Here is an 18408-nt window from a genome sequence, read left to right on the forward strand (position 1 = left end):
TCGTTGGCTTTCGCCAATGTTAGTTATGCGCAGAACCATGAAAAAAATTGCCCTATGGAGCAAGACGGCAGCATGAGTAATATGGATCATGCCAATATGCCAGACTGCTGTAATGATGCCGAGACTGCCGCTAAAACAGGTAAATCCTGTAAAGCAGATCAAGATTGCAGCATCTCTAATGTGGTTAACCTTTTTTCTGTTCCATCATGGAACTTCGTTTTCACTGATAGGCGTTTGGCACGAGCGGGTATACCGTTTGTGCCTACCTTGGCGCCTACTGACCTTTGGCGTCCGCCAACCTTAAGCTGATCCCATTTTTCCGTAGCGTTTCAAGCTGCGACTTATCTCCATGCTTGAAACATTTGCGTTGCATTTGCTGCAACGCCTCTGAACTCATCGGATCCAGCTTATGTCAAACTTATTTACCAGAGCCGTTGTGCTCAAAAGTTATTCGCCACCAATCTGGCGAATTCACTGGCTAAGCTTTATTGCATTATTGACTGCCAGTTTTGCAACTGCCGTCATGGCGCAACCACAAGTTTCATCTGAGCCACTAAGCCTTGAGAATGCATTGCAACTTGCTGAGCATCGCTCTCAGGCCTTGTTAGCGCAAGATGCTGCAGCGCAAGCCTCCCAAGAGCTGGCCATTGAAGCCGGTCAACTTCCCGATCCCATGCTGGAGTTATCTGTAAATAACCTGCCAGTCAATGGTCCCATGGCTTATAGCCTTACGGAAGATTTTATGACCTCTCGCAATATTGGCATTTCTCAGACATATACCCGTGAAGCCAAGCGCCATGCCCGTGCCAACGTGTTTGAACGTAAAGCAGATAAGGCGCAGATAACTAAAAAACTGACACTTACTGAAATTCGCCAAAACACTGCATTGGCCTGGTTTGATGTTTATTACCAGCAGCAAATGTTGGAACTATTAACACGCCAGCAGCAAGAGGCAAGCTTACAAGTTCAGGCTGCTGAAGCTGCCTATCGTGGTAGCACCGGTCCACAATCCGATATTTTTCTAGCCAGATCGACTGTCGCAGAAATCCAGGATCGTATTTATCAAGCTCAAGCGCGCCTTGATAATGCCAAAACAACGCTATCGCGTTGGGTCGGGGATATTAACAATATCTCTTTACACGCTGCGCCTGACATTACTCAGTCTTCGCTCGACACACAGCATTTATATCATCAGGTAACTGAACATCCAGATATTGCTGTAATGAGGGCTGAGGAGGCGGTTGCAATGGCTGAAGCTAAGGCCGCACGTCAAGAGAAGCAAGCTGATTGGACTTGGTCAGTAATGTATGGCGAACGAAGTTCAGGTTTTTCGGACATGATTTCGATTGGTGTCAGCGTGCCGCTGCAATGGAATCAGGAGAACCGCCAGGATCGGGTGGTAGCCGCCAAATTGGCCCAAGCGGACCAGGTGCGAGCTGAACGTGAGGAAATGACCCGGGAACATATCGCTGAGACAGCGCGCTGGCTTGATACCTGGAAAAGTAATTTAGTCCGGCTCAGTGACTATGAAGCCGCTTTGATTCCCCTTGCCAGCCAGCGCACTAATGCGGCACTCGCCGAATATCGTGGCGGGAAAGGCAAGTTAGTGGCAGTGCTTGATGCCCGAAAAATGGAAATTGCTACGCGTATAGAAAAACTGCGGATCGAAATGGAAACCGCAGCGCTTTGGGCCACATTGGAATATCTGATATTGCCCGATAGTGCCGTCATTCCTTCATCCCGCACCATGGAGTTCAACTAATGAATCGCAAATACATTTTTTTATTTTTAGTCATGGCTCTGATGACGCTTATTGCTGGTTATGCTGCTTATCAATGGGGAATGCAGCAAGGGATGGACATGTCTTCATCGAGTTCAGAGAGCATGGCGGGTAATGCCAAGACCACTGAAGATCCTTCAAGTTGGGGGATTGCCGAAGGCGAAAAAGCGACCCGCCGTCATATCGACGCTGGAATTAAAGCCGGTGATATTGATCCGGTCACGGGTCAAAAGATTCTTTTTTACCAAGATCCGATGGTCCCCGGCAATAAATTCGAGACGCCCGGTAAATCACCTTATATGGATATGATGCTGGTGCCAGTTTATAAGGGTAGCGCTGGTGGTGAGAGTGCAACCGATGAGCCCGGCGTTAGCATTAACTCCCGCCTACAACAAAATATTGGCATACGGACGGCTTTGGTAACCAAACAGGACATAGCGACACAGGTGACGGCGGTAGGTGCTATTGCATGGAACGAGCGCGAGGAAGTGAATGTTCAAGCCCGTGCGCTGGGTTATGTGGAAAAGCTTTACGTAAAGGCCACCCTGGAGCAGGTCAATAAAGACCAGCCGCTTTTGGCTATCTACGTACCTGACTGGGTGGCCGTACAAGAAGAATTTCTGGCTCTTAACAATATGCAAGGTGAAGGATTAGATGAACTGATAGCAGCCTCAATTGCCCGCATGCGCCAAGTGGGGATGAGCGAAGCACAAATCCGTCAGGTAAAAAGCACCGGCAGACTTCAAACGCAGCTGATTATTACCGCCCCCATTGATGGCGTCATCACAGAATTAGTTGCCCGCGAAGGCATGACCATATCAACCGGTTCCACATTGATGCGTATTAATGGATTAGACCCCGTCTGGGCGAATGCTGAGGTACCGGAGAGTCAGATTGCATTACTCAATCCTGGTGATCCCATCACCGCCAGCAGCCCGGCTTTTCCCGGCAAACAATTTAAAGGTCAAATACAAAGATTATTACCGGAAGTGAACCCTATAACACGCACCCTTAAAGCGCGTGTGGTGTTGGACAATCCACAGGGTGAATTGGCGCCGGGTATGTTCGTCAATATGCAGTTGGCAGGCAAACAAATTAACGATGCGCTGATGGTGCCAACCGAAGCGCTTATCCGAACGGGCAAACGCACCTTAATCATGCTGGCACTCGATAACGGCAGTTTTCGCCCGGTTGAAGTCATAACCGGACGCGTAACTGATGATAAAACCCAAATCCAGCAAGGACTGCAGGAAGGTGAACGGGTTGTGGTATCAGGTCAGTTTTTGGTGGATTCAGAAGCCAGCCTGAGAGGTGTTGAAGCCCGACTAAGTGACGATAACACGTCGAAAGCCGATGACCATTCAATGTCTGAGATGACAATGGAGACTCATCAGACCGAGGCACAAATCGAAGCCATAAACGGGCAGATATTGACTTTGACCCATCCAGATATTCCCACCCTGGAGTGGCCGGGTATGACCATGGACTTTGAACTTTCGTCATCACTCAATCCAGATGAACTGACGGTGGGTGAGCAAATTGAAATTGCCTTTCGTTTAGAAAAAGGCGCGGCGCCATTGATTGTTGAGTTTCAACCGCTCTCAAAAGCTCCTGAAATGGCAATGGAGAGTCATGAGACGCAGGCTAAAATCGAAGCTATAGACAGGCAGATTTTGACGCTGACCCATCCAGATATTCCCAGCTTAAATTGGCCGGGCATGACCATGGACTTTGAACTGTCATCCTCGCTGGATCCTGATGGGCTAACAGTGGGCGAGCAAATAGCAATTGAGTTTCGCTTAGAAAAAGGCTCGGCACCTAAAATTATCGACCTGCAGCCTTTGTCAGCCGAGACTGAAATGGAAGGTGCAAAATGATTGCTAGACTCATACGTTGGTCGATCGACAACCGTTTTCTGGTGTTATTGGCGACGCTGATGATGCTTGCCTGGAGCTTGGTATCTTTATCACGCACGCCGCTGGATGCGCTGCCTGATCTCTCGGATGTTCAGGTGATAATTAAAACGAGCTGGCCGGGACAAGCACCACAATTGGTCGAGGATCAGGTGACTTATCCATTAACCACGACCATGTTATCGGTGCCCGGTGCCAAAGTGGTTCGTGGTTTATCATTCTTCGGCGATAGCTATGTCTATGTCTTGTTCGAAGAGGGTACCGATCTGTATTGGGCCCGCAGTCGGGTGCTGGAATACCTTAATCAGGCGCAGTCAAGGCTGCCGGATACGGCAAGTTCCTCAATCGGTCCGGATGCCACCGGTGTGGGTTGGATCTATCAGTATGCTTTGGTAGATAAATCCGGTACTCAGGATATTTCGCAGCTGCGCGCTTTGCAGGATTGGTTTCTTAAATTCGAACTGAAAACCGTCGCCAATGTAGCAGAGGTCGCAACTGTCGGCGGCATGGTCAAGCAATACCAGGTGGTTGTCGATCCCGACAAATTAGCCACTTATCGCATACCGCTTTCCCGTGTTATTGAGGCTATAAATAATGGTAATCAAGAGTCCGGCGGTGCGGTGCTGGAAATGGGTGAAGCGGAATATATGGTTCGCGCCTCGGGCTACTTGCAAAGCTTGGAAGATTTTCAATCCATTCCCTTACTAACCACTGATGCTGGTATATCAGTGACATTGGGCGATGTCGCGCATATTCAAATCGGCCCTGAAATTAGGCGGGCTATCAGCGAGCTAAACGGAGTCGGTGAAGCTGTGGGGGGCATCATCGTGATGCGTTCTGGCAAAAACGCCCTGACCACCATTGCTGCTGTGAAAGACAAATTGAAAACGCTGCAAAAGAGTTTGCCCGAGGGTGTTGAGATTGTGACGGTTTATGATCGCTCTGGGCTAATAGAACGCGCTGTCGATAATCTCACTGAAAAGCTTATTGAAGAATTTATTGTTGTGGCATTAGTGTGCCTTATTTTCCTGTTCCATCTTCGTTCAGCCTTGGTGGCTATTGTTTCACTGCCGCTGGGGATCTTGATGGCTTTTATTGTGATGCACTGGCAGGGGATCAACGCTAATATCATGTCGCTGGGCGGTATTGCCATCGCTGTCGGTGCCATGGTCGATGCAGCGGTGGTGATGGTTGAAAATGCTCATAAACATTTAGAACGCTGGTATGAAAAACATCCCGGATCAAAGCTTGAGGGCGACAGCCGCTGGAAGGTGATAGGTGATTCTGCCGTCGAGGTGGGCCCCGCGCTGTTTTTCTCGTTGTTGATTATTACGCTGTCTTTTATCCCAATTTTCACCTTGGAAGCTCAGGAAGGCCGACTATTCTCTCCATTAGCATTTACCAAGACTTATGCGATGGCCGCAGCAGCAGGCCTTGCTGTAACGCTTATTCCGGTACTCATGGGCTACCTTATTCGGGGCAAAATTCCAGCAGAAAACGCTAATCCGTTGAACCGGGTTTTAATTGCTTTGTATCGACCAATATTGGCAGGCGTACTGAAGTTTCCAAAGATGACCTTAGTGGTCGCTAGCGTATTATTACTGACAAGTTTATGGCCTTTACAACATATCGGCAGTGAGTTTATGCCACCGTTGGATGAAGGGGATCTGCTTTACATGCCCAGTGCTTTACCCAGTCTTTCGGCCGGTAAAGTAGCCGAATTGTTACAGCAGACTAATCGAATGATCAAAAGCGTGCCGGAGGTAAAAACCGTCTATGGCAAAGCCGGACGTGCGGATACGGCAACTGATCCTGCGCCACTGGTTATGTTTGAAACTACCATTCAGTTCAAACCCCGTGAAGAGTGGCGGCCGGGTATGACCAAAGAAAAATTGATCGCCGAATTAGATCGGACAGTGAAGGTGCCTGGCCTGACCAATATCTGGGTACCACCGATTCGTAACAGACTTGATATGCTGGCTACCGGTATCAAGAGTCCTGTGGGCGTAAAAGTTTTGGGGGAAGACTTAAACGTTATTGATGGCATTGCTGGCGACATTGAAAAAGTCCTCAAAGATGTACCTGGGGTCACCAGTGTTTTTGCTGAGCGCCTCACCGGTGGTCGTTACGTCGATGTTGATATTAAACGTGATGCCGCGGCGCGTTATGGCCTTAATATTAATGATGTGCAGTTGATTATCAGTTCGGCTGTGGGAGGCATGAATATTGGCGAAACGGTGGAGGGATTGCAGCGCTTTCCCATTAATGTTCGCTACCCCCGGGAGATCCGGGATTCACTAGCCTCGTTACGGACCTTGCCTATCGTGACTATTAGCGGCCAGCAGTTGATACTGTCAGATGTTGCGAACATTAGCATCAGTGACGGTCCACCCATGGTGCGCAGTGAAAACTCGCGGTTAGCGGGGTTTGTGTATGTCGATATTCGGGATCGGGATTTGGGTTCGGCGGTAGCTGATATGCAACAAACCGTCGCCGAGAATGTTGATTTGCCGACCGGTTATTCAGTTACCTGGTCGGGGCAATTTGAATATCTTGAACGTGCCACTGCCAAGCTGAAACTAGTGGTGCCTTTCACTTTGCTTATCATCTTTGTTTTGTTCTACCTCACGTTTAAGAATTTCGGTGAAGCATTGCTGCTGATGGTGACCTTGCCGTTTTCTTTAGTGGGCGGCATCTGGCTGCTCTATCTGTTGGGACATAACTTATCGGTGGCAAGTGTCGTCGGCTTTATTGCGCTAGCCGGGGTGGCAGCCGAATTTGGCGTCATTATGCTGCTGTATCTTAAGCAAGCCTGGCAAAAACGGCTGGATCAACATAAAGGAACGGAAGCTGATCTGCTTGATGCCATCGGTGAAGGCGCCGTGCTCAGGGTTAGACCCAAGGCCATGACCGCGACCGTTATCCTTGCAGGCCTGCTACCCATTATGTTTGGCAGCGGCACTGGTAGTGAGGTGATGCAGCGCATTGCTGCGCCAATGGTTGGCGGCATGGTGACGGCACCGCTGCTGTCGATGCTGGTGATCCCAGTAATTTATCTAATGATTCGTAGACCGCGTGCACAGCGGCAGACGAAAAACCAACCAATTCAATCACAAGCAAATAACGAGTGATGAATCACGCCGGGTCATTTAGCGTTTCTTGATCCGGATATTTTTTAACGCAGTGGAGAAAATTAAAATGAAAAAATTATTAGTAAGTTCTTTGACGATCATTCTGTCCTTTTCGGCAACCTCGATACTAGCGGAGCAGAGAATGAATCATGACGATATGAAGAACATGGCTCCAAAAGCGGAGACATCGGATCAACAGATCACCCATTCAGCTAAAGGCACCGTCACTAAAGTCGATGCCAGCTCAAAAAAAGTAACTTTGGCTCATGAACCGGTTGAAAGCCTCAGCTGGCCTGCCATGACCATGGGATTTATGGTCCAGGATGAGCAATTACTTAATAATCTTAATGTGGGCGATACGGTTGATTTTGAGTTTATGAAAGCAGAACAAGGTTATGTCATTACTGAAGTCAAGTAACTGACAATATGCAAACAGTTTGGAATGAGCGATTAAAAATAATTGTCTAAAAATAGGAAAACTGGGTCTTGCACCCTTTACTTGAGGTAAACAACCATGAAAACACAGTTTAAATCTTGGGCTGGAATGCTCTTAGCTACTTTATTGACGACGTCTTACAGTATTGTCAATGCTGACACTCAACGCAACTCGTCGACAAATTCTGACAAAGTAATTATTCAACCTGCCGAGGCAAAACATAAGCATCCGTATGGTCCACCCGGGAAAGGTCCCCGCCGTTACATGGAACACAAAACTGAAAAGGGCCAACAATCAAAATCTGAAGCCAAAGCCAAGAGTACTCGGCGTGGCCCACCAGGAAAAACACCTTATAGAGCACGCCGAGCGGTTGAGTAAGTGCCGTAATATTACATGCGAGAGGGATGATATTTGAATCCTTTTAGTTTTTGGATCTTTATTATTTATTCCCGTTGCAGTTAAGGCATTCTCACGCGTGCCGCCAAGCAGCTCAAATACACGTTTATTTATATTTGGAGATTAATCATGAAAAAACTGGGGCTTTCTTTTTTATTGGTACTACTGACATTGTTTACAAACACTGCATTGGCGGTTGAGCAAACTTACCCCGGAATGATGGAGGAATTCGGCATGATGGACGGTGGCTTTATGCTGGTATGTATGGCATTTCTGGTGCTGCTGTTTATTGCCTTGATCCTGGCGATCCTGTCGCTAATAAAGTTCCTGTTTTTAAGCAAATCTAAAAAAAGAGATTTATGATGAGTAATCACAAATATAGCAAATGGCAATATATGCTAGTTATTGTGGGTCTGCTACTGTTGACAGTCGCTGGATTGCAATCAACGAGAGCTACAGAAGCCGTTGAAGCAACTTTGTATAAAAATCCGGGTTGCCAGTGTTGCGATGACTACGCGGCTTATCTACGCCAAAATGACTTTAATGTGACTGTTGTGGAAAGTCCTGATTTAGAGCAATTTAAGCGTGAACAGGCTATACCTCTAAATCTGCAAGGTTGTCATACCATGCTGGTCGATGGCTATGCTGTTGAAGGTCATGTGCCGGTAACCGTAATTGAGAAGCTTTTACATGAACAGCCGGAGATCCGTGGTGTATCCCTGCCGGGAATGCCGTCAGGATCACCCGGTATGACAGGGCAGAAGCAGGAACCATTTGAGATTTATACGATCATGAATGGTGAAGCATCGGTCTACGCCACTTTATAATTTAACTCAAGGAAACTAGCATCATGAACATACATCTAGGCGATATTGCCCCAGACTTTGAGGCGAATACCACAGAAGGAACGATTAACTTTCATGACTGGATTGGCGACGGATGGGCGATCCTGTTCTCTCACCCGGCCGACTTTACGCCAGTATGCACCACGGAACTAGGTGAGACCGCCAAGCTGAAGGAAGAATTCGACAAGCGGCAATGCAAAATAATCGCTATTTCGGTTGACTCGGTGAAAGAGCATAAAGCCTGGGTCAGCGATATTGAGGAGACCCAAGGACGCGCGGTCAACTTCCCGATTATTGGAGATGAAGACAAAGCAATCTCTCGGCTTTACGATATGCTGCATCCCGGGGAGGATGATAGCTCGGCAGTGCGTTCGGTATTTCTGATCGATCCGAATAAGAAGATTAGAATGACGCTGACCTATCCGAAGAGTGCGGGCCGAAACTTCAACGAAATCTTACGGGTGCTCGACTCGATCCAATTGACCGATGGCTATAAGGTTGCCACACCGGTGAACTGGCATGATGGTGACGATGTAATCATTTTACCTTCCTTGTCAGACGATGAGGCTAAAGGGCTTTTCCCGAGGGGGTGGAAGGCCCTCAAGCCTTACCTTCGTATGGTCAAGCAGCCGAATCGTTGAGGCGCGCGTGTATTCAGTGTTAAGGGACGCATCCACGCCTATTTTGTGGCCGATGAGCGTCTACTCAACTCGAGCATATAGTGACAAGCTTTGTTCGCAGATGTGTCTCTTGTGTTGAATTAACGTAATCAATCACTTCATTGAGCACGAGATTTCCCGGTTTTTCATCTTCAATCTGGCGTTCAAGCGCTTTGATTCTTTGTTCGGAGATTGGACTGGGACATAGGCATTAACCTCACTTGATACCATTTCTGGCGACCATTTTTTTGAAGCCAAACGAGGACGGTACTTTGTCCGGGGACCTCCCACATAATGAGATTATGTTTGTTAGTACGCCAGCTCGCTTTTTTACTGGTCTATGATTCCTAGGGCGGTCCAAAATGCATGTTGTGCCGTAGTCTGAGTGGAAGAATCACGGACCGGTTATTTTGCATGTTGAAAATTCTCTAAAATATAGTCCATAAAGCAAGATCAGATGACTGTTAATGTGAACGATGCGTGATTTTCTGAAGAGGGTCTGTAAGAAGTTTTATACATTACGTGCAAAGTTATGTGATGCGAATCACAAATTATCAATATTTAGTGCATTTAATGTATTAGCATTTTTTTATTAATGAGTTCATGTTAGCTTGCGGTTGAGAAATGCTAATGTTCTAGAACTGAGAGGAGGCTTAATATGTTTAAACTATCTAAAGCATCTCACTTCGTTAAAAATAGTACAGTGAAGGGAACAGCAAGACCGCCTACTCAACTCTAACGAAGGCACCAACAGGCAAGCGTAGCGCGCAGGCCCGTAGGGGCGGAGGTGTCAGGGATGCGAAAGGCTGGCTAAGCCAGTCCCGTCAGGGATAAGCGGACAGCGAATCTGGAGTAACCAGATCCGCGAAGCGGAGATGCACGGAATTGTACCGTGTACTATTCGATAAAGAACGCTGGATCGTCACCAAGCCATTGGTGCCTTCCCATTTCCATACTCGCTTATTGTGCAGGGTCCGCTGTAAAAGGGAACAAACCGTACCGACCATGATGCGGGTTCTTGCCGAACATAAGAGACTGCTCACGCTTCATGATTGCATCAGGCGGGTCGGTGTTTTCAACAACGATGACTTGTGTGTCACCAGGCAGCGCTTCAAGGTATGCGTAGAACTGATCTTGAAGGTCAGTACCGGTCAAATCATCTTCCGTTCCGTCTGGCTCCCGGTATGCCAGCAAAGGAGAGTCGAGCACGACGAATCCCGTGTGCGGTGTCTGGCGCGCACGGCAGAAAGCAAGTAACCCGAGGGTGAAGGCTGCATGCGTAATGGCGCGAAGGCCCTTACCAAAAGCACTACGCGACTTTCCAGCAATGACAAGATCCCGAGTCTTGGAATCGAAGTACACATCCCCAGCCTCTGGGAAGTGCCAACCAGTCAGTATGCCCTCGACAATCTTGGCAAAACTATGGGTCACAGTGGTTGAGAGGTCTGCGTTAGCAACCACCCCGGCCTTCTCGTCCTCAGTCCCCTTCTCAAGATCGGTGCGACGGCGCTCCATGTCTTGCACGGTGGCGTAGAGTGCCAGCGCTTCGCGCACCTCGGCCCGCTTGTCGGCAAAGTCGGAATAGGACTTACGAAAGGTCGAGAGCTTAGGTGCGATCAATTCTTCAACCGACTTAGAGATTGCCTCCAACTCTCGAACAACAGTAGGCATCCTGCGATCAAAGTTGGCACCTTCGCGCTCAAGGCTTTGGACGGTCGCTACAAGCTCAGTGCGCAAAACTTCTATCTTGGCTATCTCCATTCGTGCGGCCTGAACGACGGCATCAATGTCTCCATTACACCCAGTATCGGCGCGATGATGATCGGGGTCCGCGCCGCAGAGAGGGCAATGCCCGGCGCCCAGTACGCTAAACAGCGTCCCGCCTTCCTCAATGGCACGTAACCTTTCAATATCGGACACGTAGTGTCTGTCGAGCAGCCTGAATCGCTCAAGCATCGCACCGACCTCTGCACGTCGCTCTCGGCTTTCCTCCAGTTTCTTGCGCAGTTCTCGCCGCTTCCCAGCAGCCTCCTGAAACTCAGCTTCTGTGGTGTTTACCTGGGCCGCCTGTTGGCGAAGTGAGGTGTCGATCTTTTCTAGCTGCTCCTCCAGTTCTCTCGGACTCTTGGTCAACTCCTTGAGCCGGTCGCGATAGTCGTCAAGAAGCTGATCGAGAAGATGCAATTGCGCCTCACGCGACAACTCCTCCGGCTCGCTCTTATTACTGGCGGCGACCAATGCGGAGTCGTCTGCCCCGGTTAGAAGTAACTTGAACGTCGCCAGGTTCGGTGTATTGGCGGTGGGATTGCCATCAATGAGCGGAGAGCTTTGTTGTGTGATCTCTGTCTCATCGACGATCATCAAGCGCGCAATGTTACGAAAGCTCAGGCTGATGGTTTCGTTCCGGGAGTTTTTGCGAACACGCTTGCCACCAAGGCCGCATAGATCCAGTAAGAATGAGGAAAGGTTAGTGTCGTTCTTATCGCTGTGCTTTTCGTCAAGCTGCGAGTACGGGATGTCGGGCGTTGGCGGCGTCTGGTGCAAGTCTTCGTAGAGCCGAAAACCACCGCCATCTATGCTGCGCCAAAGTGTAAATGACTTCCCATCAAGGGTCTCAAGCCCCAGGAGAACAAGGTCGTAACCGACGCGCTCAGGGATATCGCGCAGGGGTGGTTTTCCACCGAGCATGAAGTCGATAGCTTCGACAATAAAAGATTTTCCAGTATTCGATGCGCCGTAAATGACATTGAGTCCGGCACCGAAGGTCACCGTTGCGGGTGGCTTCTGTGGCCCGAAGAAACCGAGGAAGCGCAAGCGTAAGCCGGGAGTTACTGCCGTCATGCCTCACCTCCCAGGCTCTGCTCAACGTTCTGGAATTCCTCGACCCATTTATCGAAGAAACGGCGCATCATGCCTTTGAACTGTTCATCCGTCAGATCACCAATGGTTTCGACAAGCCATACAGCGCGATCCTTCAGGGATAGCAAATAGTTGGAAGATACTGACGATAGGAACGTCGCAGCATTCTCACCTGCGCCGTACTTGATTCCTTCGGGCGTGACTTCGCGCTCCACGAGATCCCGAGTCATCATCAGAAGCAGCGATTGCTCGACCAATTTGCGACGCACAAGCAATTCAGCCGAGTGCATTGGCGTCGGTGGGTGCAAATTGTCTGGTCCGTCAATATCGCCTGTATGAACAAGAAGGTAGTCAAGGGCGACAAGCCGCTGGAGGTCATAGGTTTGCGGATAGGCAGCGCCTAGAATCGAGACCGCACGGATACCAGCCTCAAGTGGGCTATTGAAGGTAATTGGCTTATGTTCTTGGCTCATGATCGTGTCCACCGAAGGCGCTCCTCATTCACAAGTTGGTGGCAGATTCCGTCTCTATCCTTGGGGTTCGTACAAGTGATGAGGGCATTTGCCGTAATCTGCATATCGCGGGCTGCCTTGGTGACAGCGCAGACCTTTTCATAACCATCGGCATGATTCCCGTCGTGTGTGTCGATAACACCATCGTGAATGTCGTCCAGCAAAGACTCGAATGTGCCGGGCGGCACGCTGTCGCGTGCGAAGACGCGCAGCGACTCAGCTTCATAGAACGCCTCGCGCTGGCGGCGGAAATGATCCTTGAGCTTCGGCACGGACAGGGCCGAAGGGTCCGTCACGATTGTTCCCGTGTGCTCACTATATGCACCAAACAACTGCGTCACATAGCGACTCTCGGTGGCAGCGAGTTCCTGGGGCGGCTTTTCGGATGCAGGCCGCATTGGCAATCCACCACCGAAGCGCGCTGTGTGAACCGGCGTGACACGGTGATCGTCAACAAGCTGGAGTGCAGTTTTGGCGTCGAAGATGGAGAAATCGAAGGCATCCACATAGGCTCGGAGCTTCGAGTCGAGTAGCACTTCTTGCGTGCTAGTGATCGCAGCTTTTACATGCTTATCCCAGTTCGCAAACAATTCCTCACGCAACTTCGTAGCATTCGAAAATAGGCGGCTAAGCGACGTGCCAGCGCCGCGCGGCGAAACAAAGTAATAGCGACAGGGAACCGTGTATTCACCTTTGTACGAGTACCAGATGACCTTGCCGAACTCAGCCCAAACATCGCTGGGTCTGATGGCATGGTCGTAGTGCTTGCACTGGAAGTTTTCCCACGCCCCCTGAAGGCGTTTGTCATCGACGAACCCGGCGACGTCGATCCCCATGTCGCCAGCACCAGAGAAACGCTGGACGTGCTTGTACTTCGTCGTGAGGCAGTAATAAGCCCACTCCTCGACGAAGCCCTCCCACTCGCTTGGCGAGTAGGTCAGAAGCCTTTGCTGTGGCGGCATAACAGGGCCATTCGCCACCTGAGCGGCCGTAACGGCGGTCGATGAGCTCGGCGGCTTATTGATGTCCTTCCAACTCACCGTCATAACGCACCTTGTCCTTGGCTATCGTGAGGGCAGAAGTACGGGTTTTTGTGTATCTGCGCTGCCTGAACTTTCTTTGTGAAAAACTCCGCGAGATCGTCTTGTTGCTCAAGCAGACGGACGATCTCCTGAAGCGTCGAGAGGACTAGAACTTTGTGTTGCAGAAATTCACGTACCGTATGAATGGCAGGTTCCGTGTAGTCACTGGCAGAAATGAAGATGCCTCGAACCTCGGTACGCGACATGAGGCGAACAAGATGCTCTGAAATCTCAGGCTTACCCACCGGATTGCGATACCACTTCATTTCAACGAAGTACAGAACACCACCGAGTTCAATGATCCCATCAATCTGTTCGACGATCCCTTCACCAGCCTCACCAACCAAGTGGAAGGATTTACGAATGAGAACGCCGTAGGCTTGAAAAAGATTGTTGAGAGCCGTCTCCAGCAATTTCCCGCGTTCCTGTGCCGTCGCAGTAGTGCCAAACAATGCATATAAACCCTGCTTGGCATTCTCGATCCTGACACTGCGCTCACGCTTTTCTGCTGCGATCCGCTGTGACTCAGCGAGGCGAGCTTGCCGTTCTTCTTCGCGGGCATTGTTCATACGCGTGAAAGCGTCTTTCTGGTTGACGACTTCGCGGATACTAGCGACAAGACCCTTAGCCTTGAGTTGGTCGGCGGGCCAGCATGAATCGAAGTTCGCAAAGTCCACCACGCGCCGCAGCACCTCGCGCCGTTCACGGAGAGCGGGTTCTCCCTTCGCATTGAGGCGTTCAAGCACCGTGCGAACCATCTGGTACTTGTTGACATCCTTTGGTGCAGCCCTCAAGTGAGCTGCAATATCAGAAGTTATGTTGTCAGGCACTCCTGCGCCCCGGAAGAACACCAGCACATCCTGCTTCGAGCGATTGAGTAGCGGCACGACATCCACCAGCAGATTGAACAGCTCCGGTGGATAGTGGAATGTGATATCTGAGGGTGCATCAGTCATGCGCTACTTCCCCTCCCAATACACTCATCAATGTAAGCAAAGGATTTGCTCCCTTCCGTCATAAAACTTTCCCTATTCAGGCTTCATATGCTTGTTGATATTATGGCCGTAAACAGTTGGGCCAGTAGGGAGCGATCTGATAGCCATTCCTGATTCAGCTTCGGCAAGCTCCAAATCGTACAGTGCTTGCAAGTTCATCCAGAACTGCGGGGAATCGCTGAACCAATGAGCAAGCCGAAGTGCTGAGTCGCTGGTAATCCCGCGTTTGCCGTTGATTATCTGAGTGATCCTATTGGCTGGGACGCCGAGTTGGCGCGCCAGCTCTGTCGGCGACACACCAACAGCTTCAAGCCGTTGGGCGAGAACTTCACCTGGATGATGGGCTGCTGCGGTCATATTGCGCCTCGAAATGGACAGGCTATGACCCGAGAGTAAGAGTTTTGACGACATACGTCAATCGTACATTGGTTGAGTTTAACCATATTCAATAAAAGTGGGCAGCACATATAGTAGGTACTCCAGAGCATAAGGAACACGCTGCCACGGAGAATTCGACATAGATCACAGCAAAAAGGGGGCCGAAGCCCCCTGTAATCACAACAGCCCCCGTTCAGCAAAAGACGCTGTATCCTCGCTACCGATGACAATGTGATCCAGTGTGCGCACGTCAACCATTGCCAGCGCCTCTTTAAGCCGCACGGTAATCGCCTTGTCAGCATGACTTGGCTCAGGCATGCCACTCGGATGATTATGTGCAAATATAACGGCTGCTGCGTTAAGCCGTAGCGCTTCTTTGACCACTTCGCGTGGATACACTGGAGATGCGTCAATCGTCCCCCTGAACATCTCGACGTATTCAATCAGCCGATGCTGGCTGTCCAGAAAAAGCACTGCAAAGACTTCATGCTCGAAGCCAACCAGCTTGTTCCAGAGATAGCTTTTAACAACCGCCGGGGCAGTAAAAGGTTCTCCGCGATGAATTTTTTGTTCAACAGCCTGACGAGCCGCTGCCAGGATTTGATCCGGTGTAGCTGGCAGGTAATGACCTTGTGCATCACGTACCAACAATGAAGATTCAGTAACAGGATATGAGTGCGACATGATTGTGCTCCGGTTTCTCAGGCGGAATTGCCTGGAACCGTGGCAACACGGCGCAGCGCAAGCAGTCAGGGGTCACCGACGGCTACGACGCAAGCGTGCACCGCACGCGCAGCCCTTGACGGCGAGAACGCCGTGGTACATTCAGAGAAACAGCAAGACTGCCTACCCAAACCCCAACGAAGGCACCAACAGGCAAGCGCAGCGCGCAGGCCCTCAAGGGCCGGAGAAGTCAGGGATCAAAGCCGGATGGCCGTGACTTGCAGAGTCGCGGGGCCTAGCCCGCGAGCCCGACGGCGGTACGCCGGGACACGTAGTTATCATTGATGATGCTTGGGATGAATCGCACCGCGCGATTCCAGCAATTGCCGCGTATTCTCAAGTTCCTTTTGCAGCAATTCGGCATCCGGCAGCACTGTCCGATAGTTTGCCGCCATGACCTTGTTGGGTAGGCCCTCCAGTGCATACCTCGCCAGGGCATGGCCTTTGTCGGCGCAGAGGATTAGGCCCACAGGCGGGTTCTCATCGGAAAACGTCCAGTGCTCCTTGGCATAATTGCAGTACAGGTGCATCTGGCCCACATCGGCATGCGTCAGGCTGCCGAGCTTCAAGTCGATGATGACCAGACAGCGCAATCGGCGATGGAAAAACAGCAGGTCCACCCGGTACCAGGTCTGGTCGATACGCAACCGGCGCTGCCGCCCGACGAAGGTGAACCCCTCACCGAGTTCGAGCAGAAAATCTTCCAGCCGCTGTATCAAAGCGCCTTCAAGGTCAGACTCCGAATACTCGTCCTTGAGATCCAGAAACTCCAGCACATACGGGTCCTTGATCGCGTCGTCGGCCGTGACTGTATCCTCTGGCCTCGACGCCGCTCCCTTGGTCAGCATCGCGGCCTTGTCCTTGGACAGCGCTGTGCGCTCGTAGAACTGGCTGCCAATCTGCCGGTCGAGCTGGCGGACGCTCCATCCGCCGCGCAGGGCTTCGGCTTCATAGAACTGGCGGGCATGGTCGTCCTTGACCGACAGCAGCCGGACGTAGGCCGACCACGGCAGCGTGAAGACCAGCGCAAGTTCGGCGAGGTCCAATTTCCGAGACAGTACCTCGGATTTCCCGGCAGGCAGCTCGTTTCCAGATTTCCGAGACACTGTCTCGGAAATTGCAGCCAGGGGATATGCGAGGAAGAAGCGCCGCATGTTCTCCAGATTATCCGCACTGAAACCACGCCCGAACCGCGCGGTCAAGTCGGCGGACAAGCGAGCGATCAACTGTTCGCCATAACCCGCACGCCGCTTGCCCCGTTGCTCGGCCTCCACGATACGGCGGCCAATTTCCCAATAGCTCGCCGTCATCAGCGCATTGACGCTGCGCGCTGCCGCATGTCGCGCGGCATCGAGCAGTTCCACAATACCGCTGTGGATACCGACATAACCGGCCGGCAAGGCGGCGGGGCCTTTTCCCGCCGCCGAAAGCCTTTTCTTACTCATGCTGTAGCCTCCTCGGCACGCTGCGCACCCGTGATCGTCTTACGCCGGTTCGTCACCAGTTCTGCGGCCTGGCGTATCGGATCGTCCTCGGTGTGGACATAGCGCATAAACATCGCTACGGTCTTGTGCGCGGTCAGGGCCATGCCAACTTTCACCGGGATACCTGAGTTAGCAATGTCGGTGGCCGAGCAGTGGCGGATGCCGTGCGTCCCCACATGCGTCGCACCCGCCGCCTTGAGGGTGCGGCTCCAGCCGCTGTAATACTCACCCGCAGTCAGGTGTTGCCTCGGATGGCGTGGCGACGGCAGCACGTAGGGATTGCCTTCCCGCCTCGGTGCCGTCGAAAGCAGCCGGTAGGCTTCTTCGCTCATGGGCTTGGACATGCCGCCGGTCTTGCTGTCAGGCCAGACGACGCGACGGTTTTCCAGATCGACCCATTCCCATTCGAGCGTGACGATTTCGGAGCGGCGGGCAGCGAACTCGAATTGCAAGCGGATCGCCAGAGGGATGACATAGTTCTCTAGCCCTTCGACCTCGATCTTGTCGAGCTGCCGGAACAGCTTGCCCATGTCCTCGTCGCTGATGAGGTGGGTGGACTTGCCAGCAGGGAACATCGGGACATGGCGGCACGGATTGGTGCCGTCAGGCCGATAACCCCACACTTCGGCCAGGTTGAACATCTTGCGCAGGATGCTGAACGCCTTGTTCGCCTCGGTCTGCTTGTACGAAAGCTTTTCCATCAGTCCGGCAACGTCAGGCCGTTTCACGTCGTGAACCTTCTTACGGCCCAGCAGAGGGATGATGCAGCGGTTGATGACGCCTTGATAGCCGACTCGGGTGCTGGGCTTGTTGCGTTTCTTGGAGTAGTCCTCCATGAACTTCTTGCACAACTCCTCAACAGTAGGCGCCTTACGAGCCTCGGTCTTGGCTGCACCCGGATCGCCGCCCCGGCGTACCTGGGCCAGCCACTCCTGCGCCAGCGAACGGGCCTGCTCGACGGTCAGTTCGCCGTACTGGCCAAGCGCAGGTTTGCGGCGCTCTCCAGCATTTGTACGATACTGAAGCATGAACACCTTGCGACCGGCCGGTGTGATCTTGCACAGAAAGCCGGGAACAAGCGTGTCGCGCAACTCAATGGGCTGCGCCTGGGGTTGTGCCGCATCGACGGCAGATTTGGTGAGTTTTATCTTAGCCATAGCTGACTCCTTCTTTAAAAGACCCGTTTCCAGGAGCCTGTTAGGAGCCAAGCGGTCG

General features: G+C 51.4%; 16 protein-coding genes. 8 read left to right on the forward strand and 8 right to left on the reverse strand.

What is annotated here, in order from left to right; all coding sequences use genetic code 11:
- Positions 1-409: 409 nt before the first annotated feature.
- The 8 genes from B2W60_RS07240 (at position 410) to B2W60_RS07275 (ending at position 9142) form a co-directional block, all read left to right on the forward strand.
- On the forward strand, positions 410-1762 hold the full coding sequence (locus B2W60_RS07240; RefSeq protein WP_136555633.1) for a TolC family protein: 1353 nt from the start codon (positions 410-412) through the stop codon (positions 1760-1762).
- Positions 1762-3657 carry an efflux RND transporter periplasmic adaptor subunit gene (locus B2W60_RS07245; RefSeq protein ID WP_136555631.1) on the forward strand — a complete coding sequence of 632 codons (1896 nt, stop codon included), beginning with the start codon at positions 1762-1764 and terminating at the stop codon, positions 3655-3657. The genes B2W60_RS07240 and B2W60_RS07245 overlap by 1 nt, the downstream gene beginning before the upstream one ends.
- Entirely contained in the window at positions 3654-6824 is a 3171-nt protein-coding gene (locus tag B2W60_RS07250; RefSeq protein WP_292360129.1) for an efflux RND transporter permease subunit, read from the forward strand. The genes B2W60_RS07245 and B2W60_RS07250 overlap by 4 nt, the downstream gene beginning before the upstream one ends.
- 67 nt (positions 6825-6891) lie before the next feature.
- Complete coding sequence (locus B2W60_RS07255; protein WP_136555629.1) at positions 6892-7242, forward strand: copper-binding protein; 351 nt, start codon at positions 6892-6894, stop codon at positions 7240-7242.
- Between the two features lie 96 nt (positions 7243-7338).
- Positions 7339-7638, forward strand: coding sequence for a hypothetical protein (locus B2W60_RS07260; RefSeq protein ID WP_136555626.1), 300 nt, complete (start codon positions 7339-7341; stop codon positions 7636-7638).
- Between the two features lie 147 nt (positions 7639-7785).
- Positions 7786-8019: a hypothetical protein gene (locus B2W60_RS07265; RefSeq protein WP_136555624.1), complete on the forward strand. Its 234-nt coding sequence runs from the start codon at positions 7786-7788 to the stop codon at positions 8017-8019.
- Entirely contained in the window at positions 8019-8483 is a 465-nt protein-coding gene (locus B2W60_RS07270; protein ID WP_292360125.1) for a DUF411 domain-containing protein, read from the forward strand. Before B2W60_RS07265 ends, B2W60_RS07270 begins: the two co-directional genes overlap by 1 nt.
- A gap of 23 nt (positions 8484-8506) precedes the next feature.
- On the forward strand, positions 8507-9142 hold the full coding sequence (locus tag B2W60_RS07275; RefSeq protein WP_292360123.1) for a peroxiredoxin: 636 nt from the start codon (positions 8507-8509) through the stop codon (positions 9140-9142).
- Between the two features lie 978 nt (positions 9143-10120).
- Here the strand turns inward: B2W60_RS07275 and B2W60_RS07280 are convergent.
- The 8 genes from B2W60_RS07280 to B2W60_RS07315 all read right to left on the reverse strand — a co-directional run bounded on the left by B2W60_RS07280 (position 10121) and on the right by B2W60_RS07315 (position 18350).
- Positions 10121-12001: an ATP-binding protein gene (locus B2W60_RS07280; protein WP_136555622.1), complete on the reverse strand. Its 1881-nt coding sequence runs from the start codon at positions 11999-12001 to the stop codon at positions 10121-10123.
- Positions 11998-12492: an ABC-three component system middle component 2 gene (locus B2W60_RS07285; protein WP_136555620.1), complete on the reverse strand. Its 495-nt coding sequence runs from the start codon at positions 12490-12492 to the stop codon at positions 11998-12000. Before B2W60_RS07285 ends, B2W60_RS07280 begins: the two co-directional genes overlap by 4 nt.
- The gene (locus B2W60_RS07290; protein ID WP_292360120.1) at positions 12489-13577 is read right to left on the reverse strand and encodes an ABC-three component system protein; all 1089 of its coding nucleotides are present in this window, start codon (positions 13575-13577) and stop codon (positions 12489-12491) included. Before B2W60_RS07290 ends, B2W60_RS07285 begins: the two co-directional genes overlap by 4 nt.
- Complete coding sequence (locus tag B2W60_RS07295) at positions 13574-14569, reverse strand: restriction endonuclease (protein WP_136555618.1); 996 nt, start codon at positions 14567-14569, stop codon at positions 13574-13576. Before B2W60_RS07295 ends, B2W60_RS07290 begins: the two co-directional genes overlap by 4 nt.
- A 72-nt stretch (positions 14570-14641) precedes the next feature.
- The gene (locus B2W60_RS07300) at positions 14642-14965 is read right to left on the reverse strand and encodes a HigA family addiction module antitoxin (RefSeq protein ID WP_136555616.1); all 324 of its coding nucleotides are present in this window, start codon (positions 14963-14965) and stop codon (positions 14642-14644) included.
- A 198-nt stretch (positions 14966-15163) separates the two neighbouring features.
- Positions 15164-15670 (reverse strand): RadC family protein, encoded by a 507-nt coding sequence (radC, locus tag B2W60_RS07305; RefSeq protein WP_136555613.1) that lies wholly within the window; start codon positions 15668-15670, stop codon positions 15164-15166.
- 317 nt (positions 15671-15987) lie between these two features.
- Positions 15988-17154 (reverse strand): PDDEXK nuclease domain-containing protein, encoded by a 1167-nt coding sequence (locus tag B2W60_RS07310; protein ID WP_136555611.1) that lies wholly within the window; start codon positions 17152-17154, stop codon positions 15988-15990.
- Positions 17151-18350, reverse strand: a complete 1200-nt coding sequence (locus tag B2W60_RS07315; protein WP_292360115.1) for a tyrosine-type recombinase/integrase — start codon at positions 18348-18350, stop codon at positions 17151-17153. The genes B2W60_RS07310 and B2W60_RS07315 overlap by 4 nt, the downstream gene beginning before the upstream one ends.
- Positions 18351-18408 lie beyond the last annotated feature (58 nt).

The sequence above is a fragment of the Methylophaga sp. UBA2496 genome (genome assembly GCF_002341635.1).
Lineage (GTDB): Bacteria > Pseudomonadota > Gammaproteobacteria > Nitrosococcales > Methylophagaceae > Methylophaga.

Bases quoted from the DNA above. Each gene is read 5' to 3' on its own strand.
- B2W60_RS07265 (WP_136555624.1), top strand. From the start codon at position 7,786: ATGAAAAAACTGGGGCTTTCTTTTTTATTGGTACTACTGACATTGTTT.
- B2W60_RS07255 (WP_136555629.1), top strand. From the start codon at position 6,892: ATGAAAAAATTATTAGTAAGTTCTTTGACGATCATTCTGTCCTTTTCG.
- B2W60_RS07285 (WP_136555620.1), bottom strand. From the start codon at position 12,492: ATGAGCCAAGAACATAAGCCAATTACCTTCAATAGCCCACTTGAGGCT.
- B2W60_RS07240 (WP_136555633.1), top strand. From the start codon at position 410: ATGTCAAACTTATTTACCAGAGCCGTTGTGCTCAAAAGTTATTCGCCA.
- B2W60_RS07250 (WP_292360129.1), top strand. From the start codon at position 3,654: ATGATTGCTAGACTCATACGTTGGTCGATCGACAACCGTTTTCTGGTG.
- B2W60_RS07280 (WP_136555622.1), bottom strand. From the start codon at position 12,001: ATGACGGCAGTAACTCCCGGCTTACGCTTGCGCTTCCTCGGTTTCTTC.
- B2W60_RS07270 (WP_292360125.1), top strand. From the start codon at position 8,019: ATGAGTAATCACAAATATAGCAAATGGCAATATATGCTAGTTATTGTG.
- B2W60_RS07290 (WP_292360120.1), bottom strand. From the start codon at position 13,577: ATGACGGTGAGTTGGAAGGACATCAATAAGCCGCCGAGCTCATCGACC.
- B2W60_RS07315 (WP_292360115.1), bottom strand. From the start codon at position 18,350: ATGGCTAAGATAAAACTCACCAAATCTGCCGTCGATGCGGCACAACCC.
- radC (WP_136555613.1), bottom strand. From the start codon at position 15,670: ATGTCGCACTCATATCCTGTTACTGAATCTTCATTGTTGGTACGTGAT.
- B2W60_RS07310 (WP_136555611.1), bottom strand. From the start codon at position 17,154: ATGAGTAAGAAAAGGCTTTCGGCGGCGGGAAAAGGCCCCGCCGCCTTG.
- B2W60_RS07295 (WP_136555618.1), bottom strand. From the start codon at position 14,569: ATGACTGATGCACCCTCAGATATCACATTCCACTATCCACCGGAGCTG.
- B2W60_RS07260 (WP_136555626.1), top strand. From the start codon at position 7,339: ATGAAAACACAGTTTAAATCTTGGGCTGGAATGCTCTTAGCTACTTTA.
- B2W60_RS07300 (WP_136555616.1), bottom strand. From the start codon at position 14,965: ATGACCGCAGCAGCCCATCATCCAGGTGAAGTTCTCGCCCAACGGCTT.
- B2W60_RS07245 (WP_136555631.1), top strand. From the start codon at position 1,762: ATGAATCGCAAATACATTTTTTTATTTTTAGTCATGGCTCTGATGACG.
- B2W60_RS07275 (WP_292360123.1), top strand. From the start codon at position 8,507: ATGAACATACATCTAGGCGATATTGCCCCAGACTTTGAGGCGAATACC.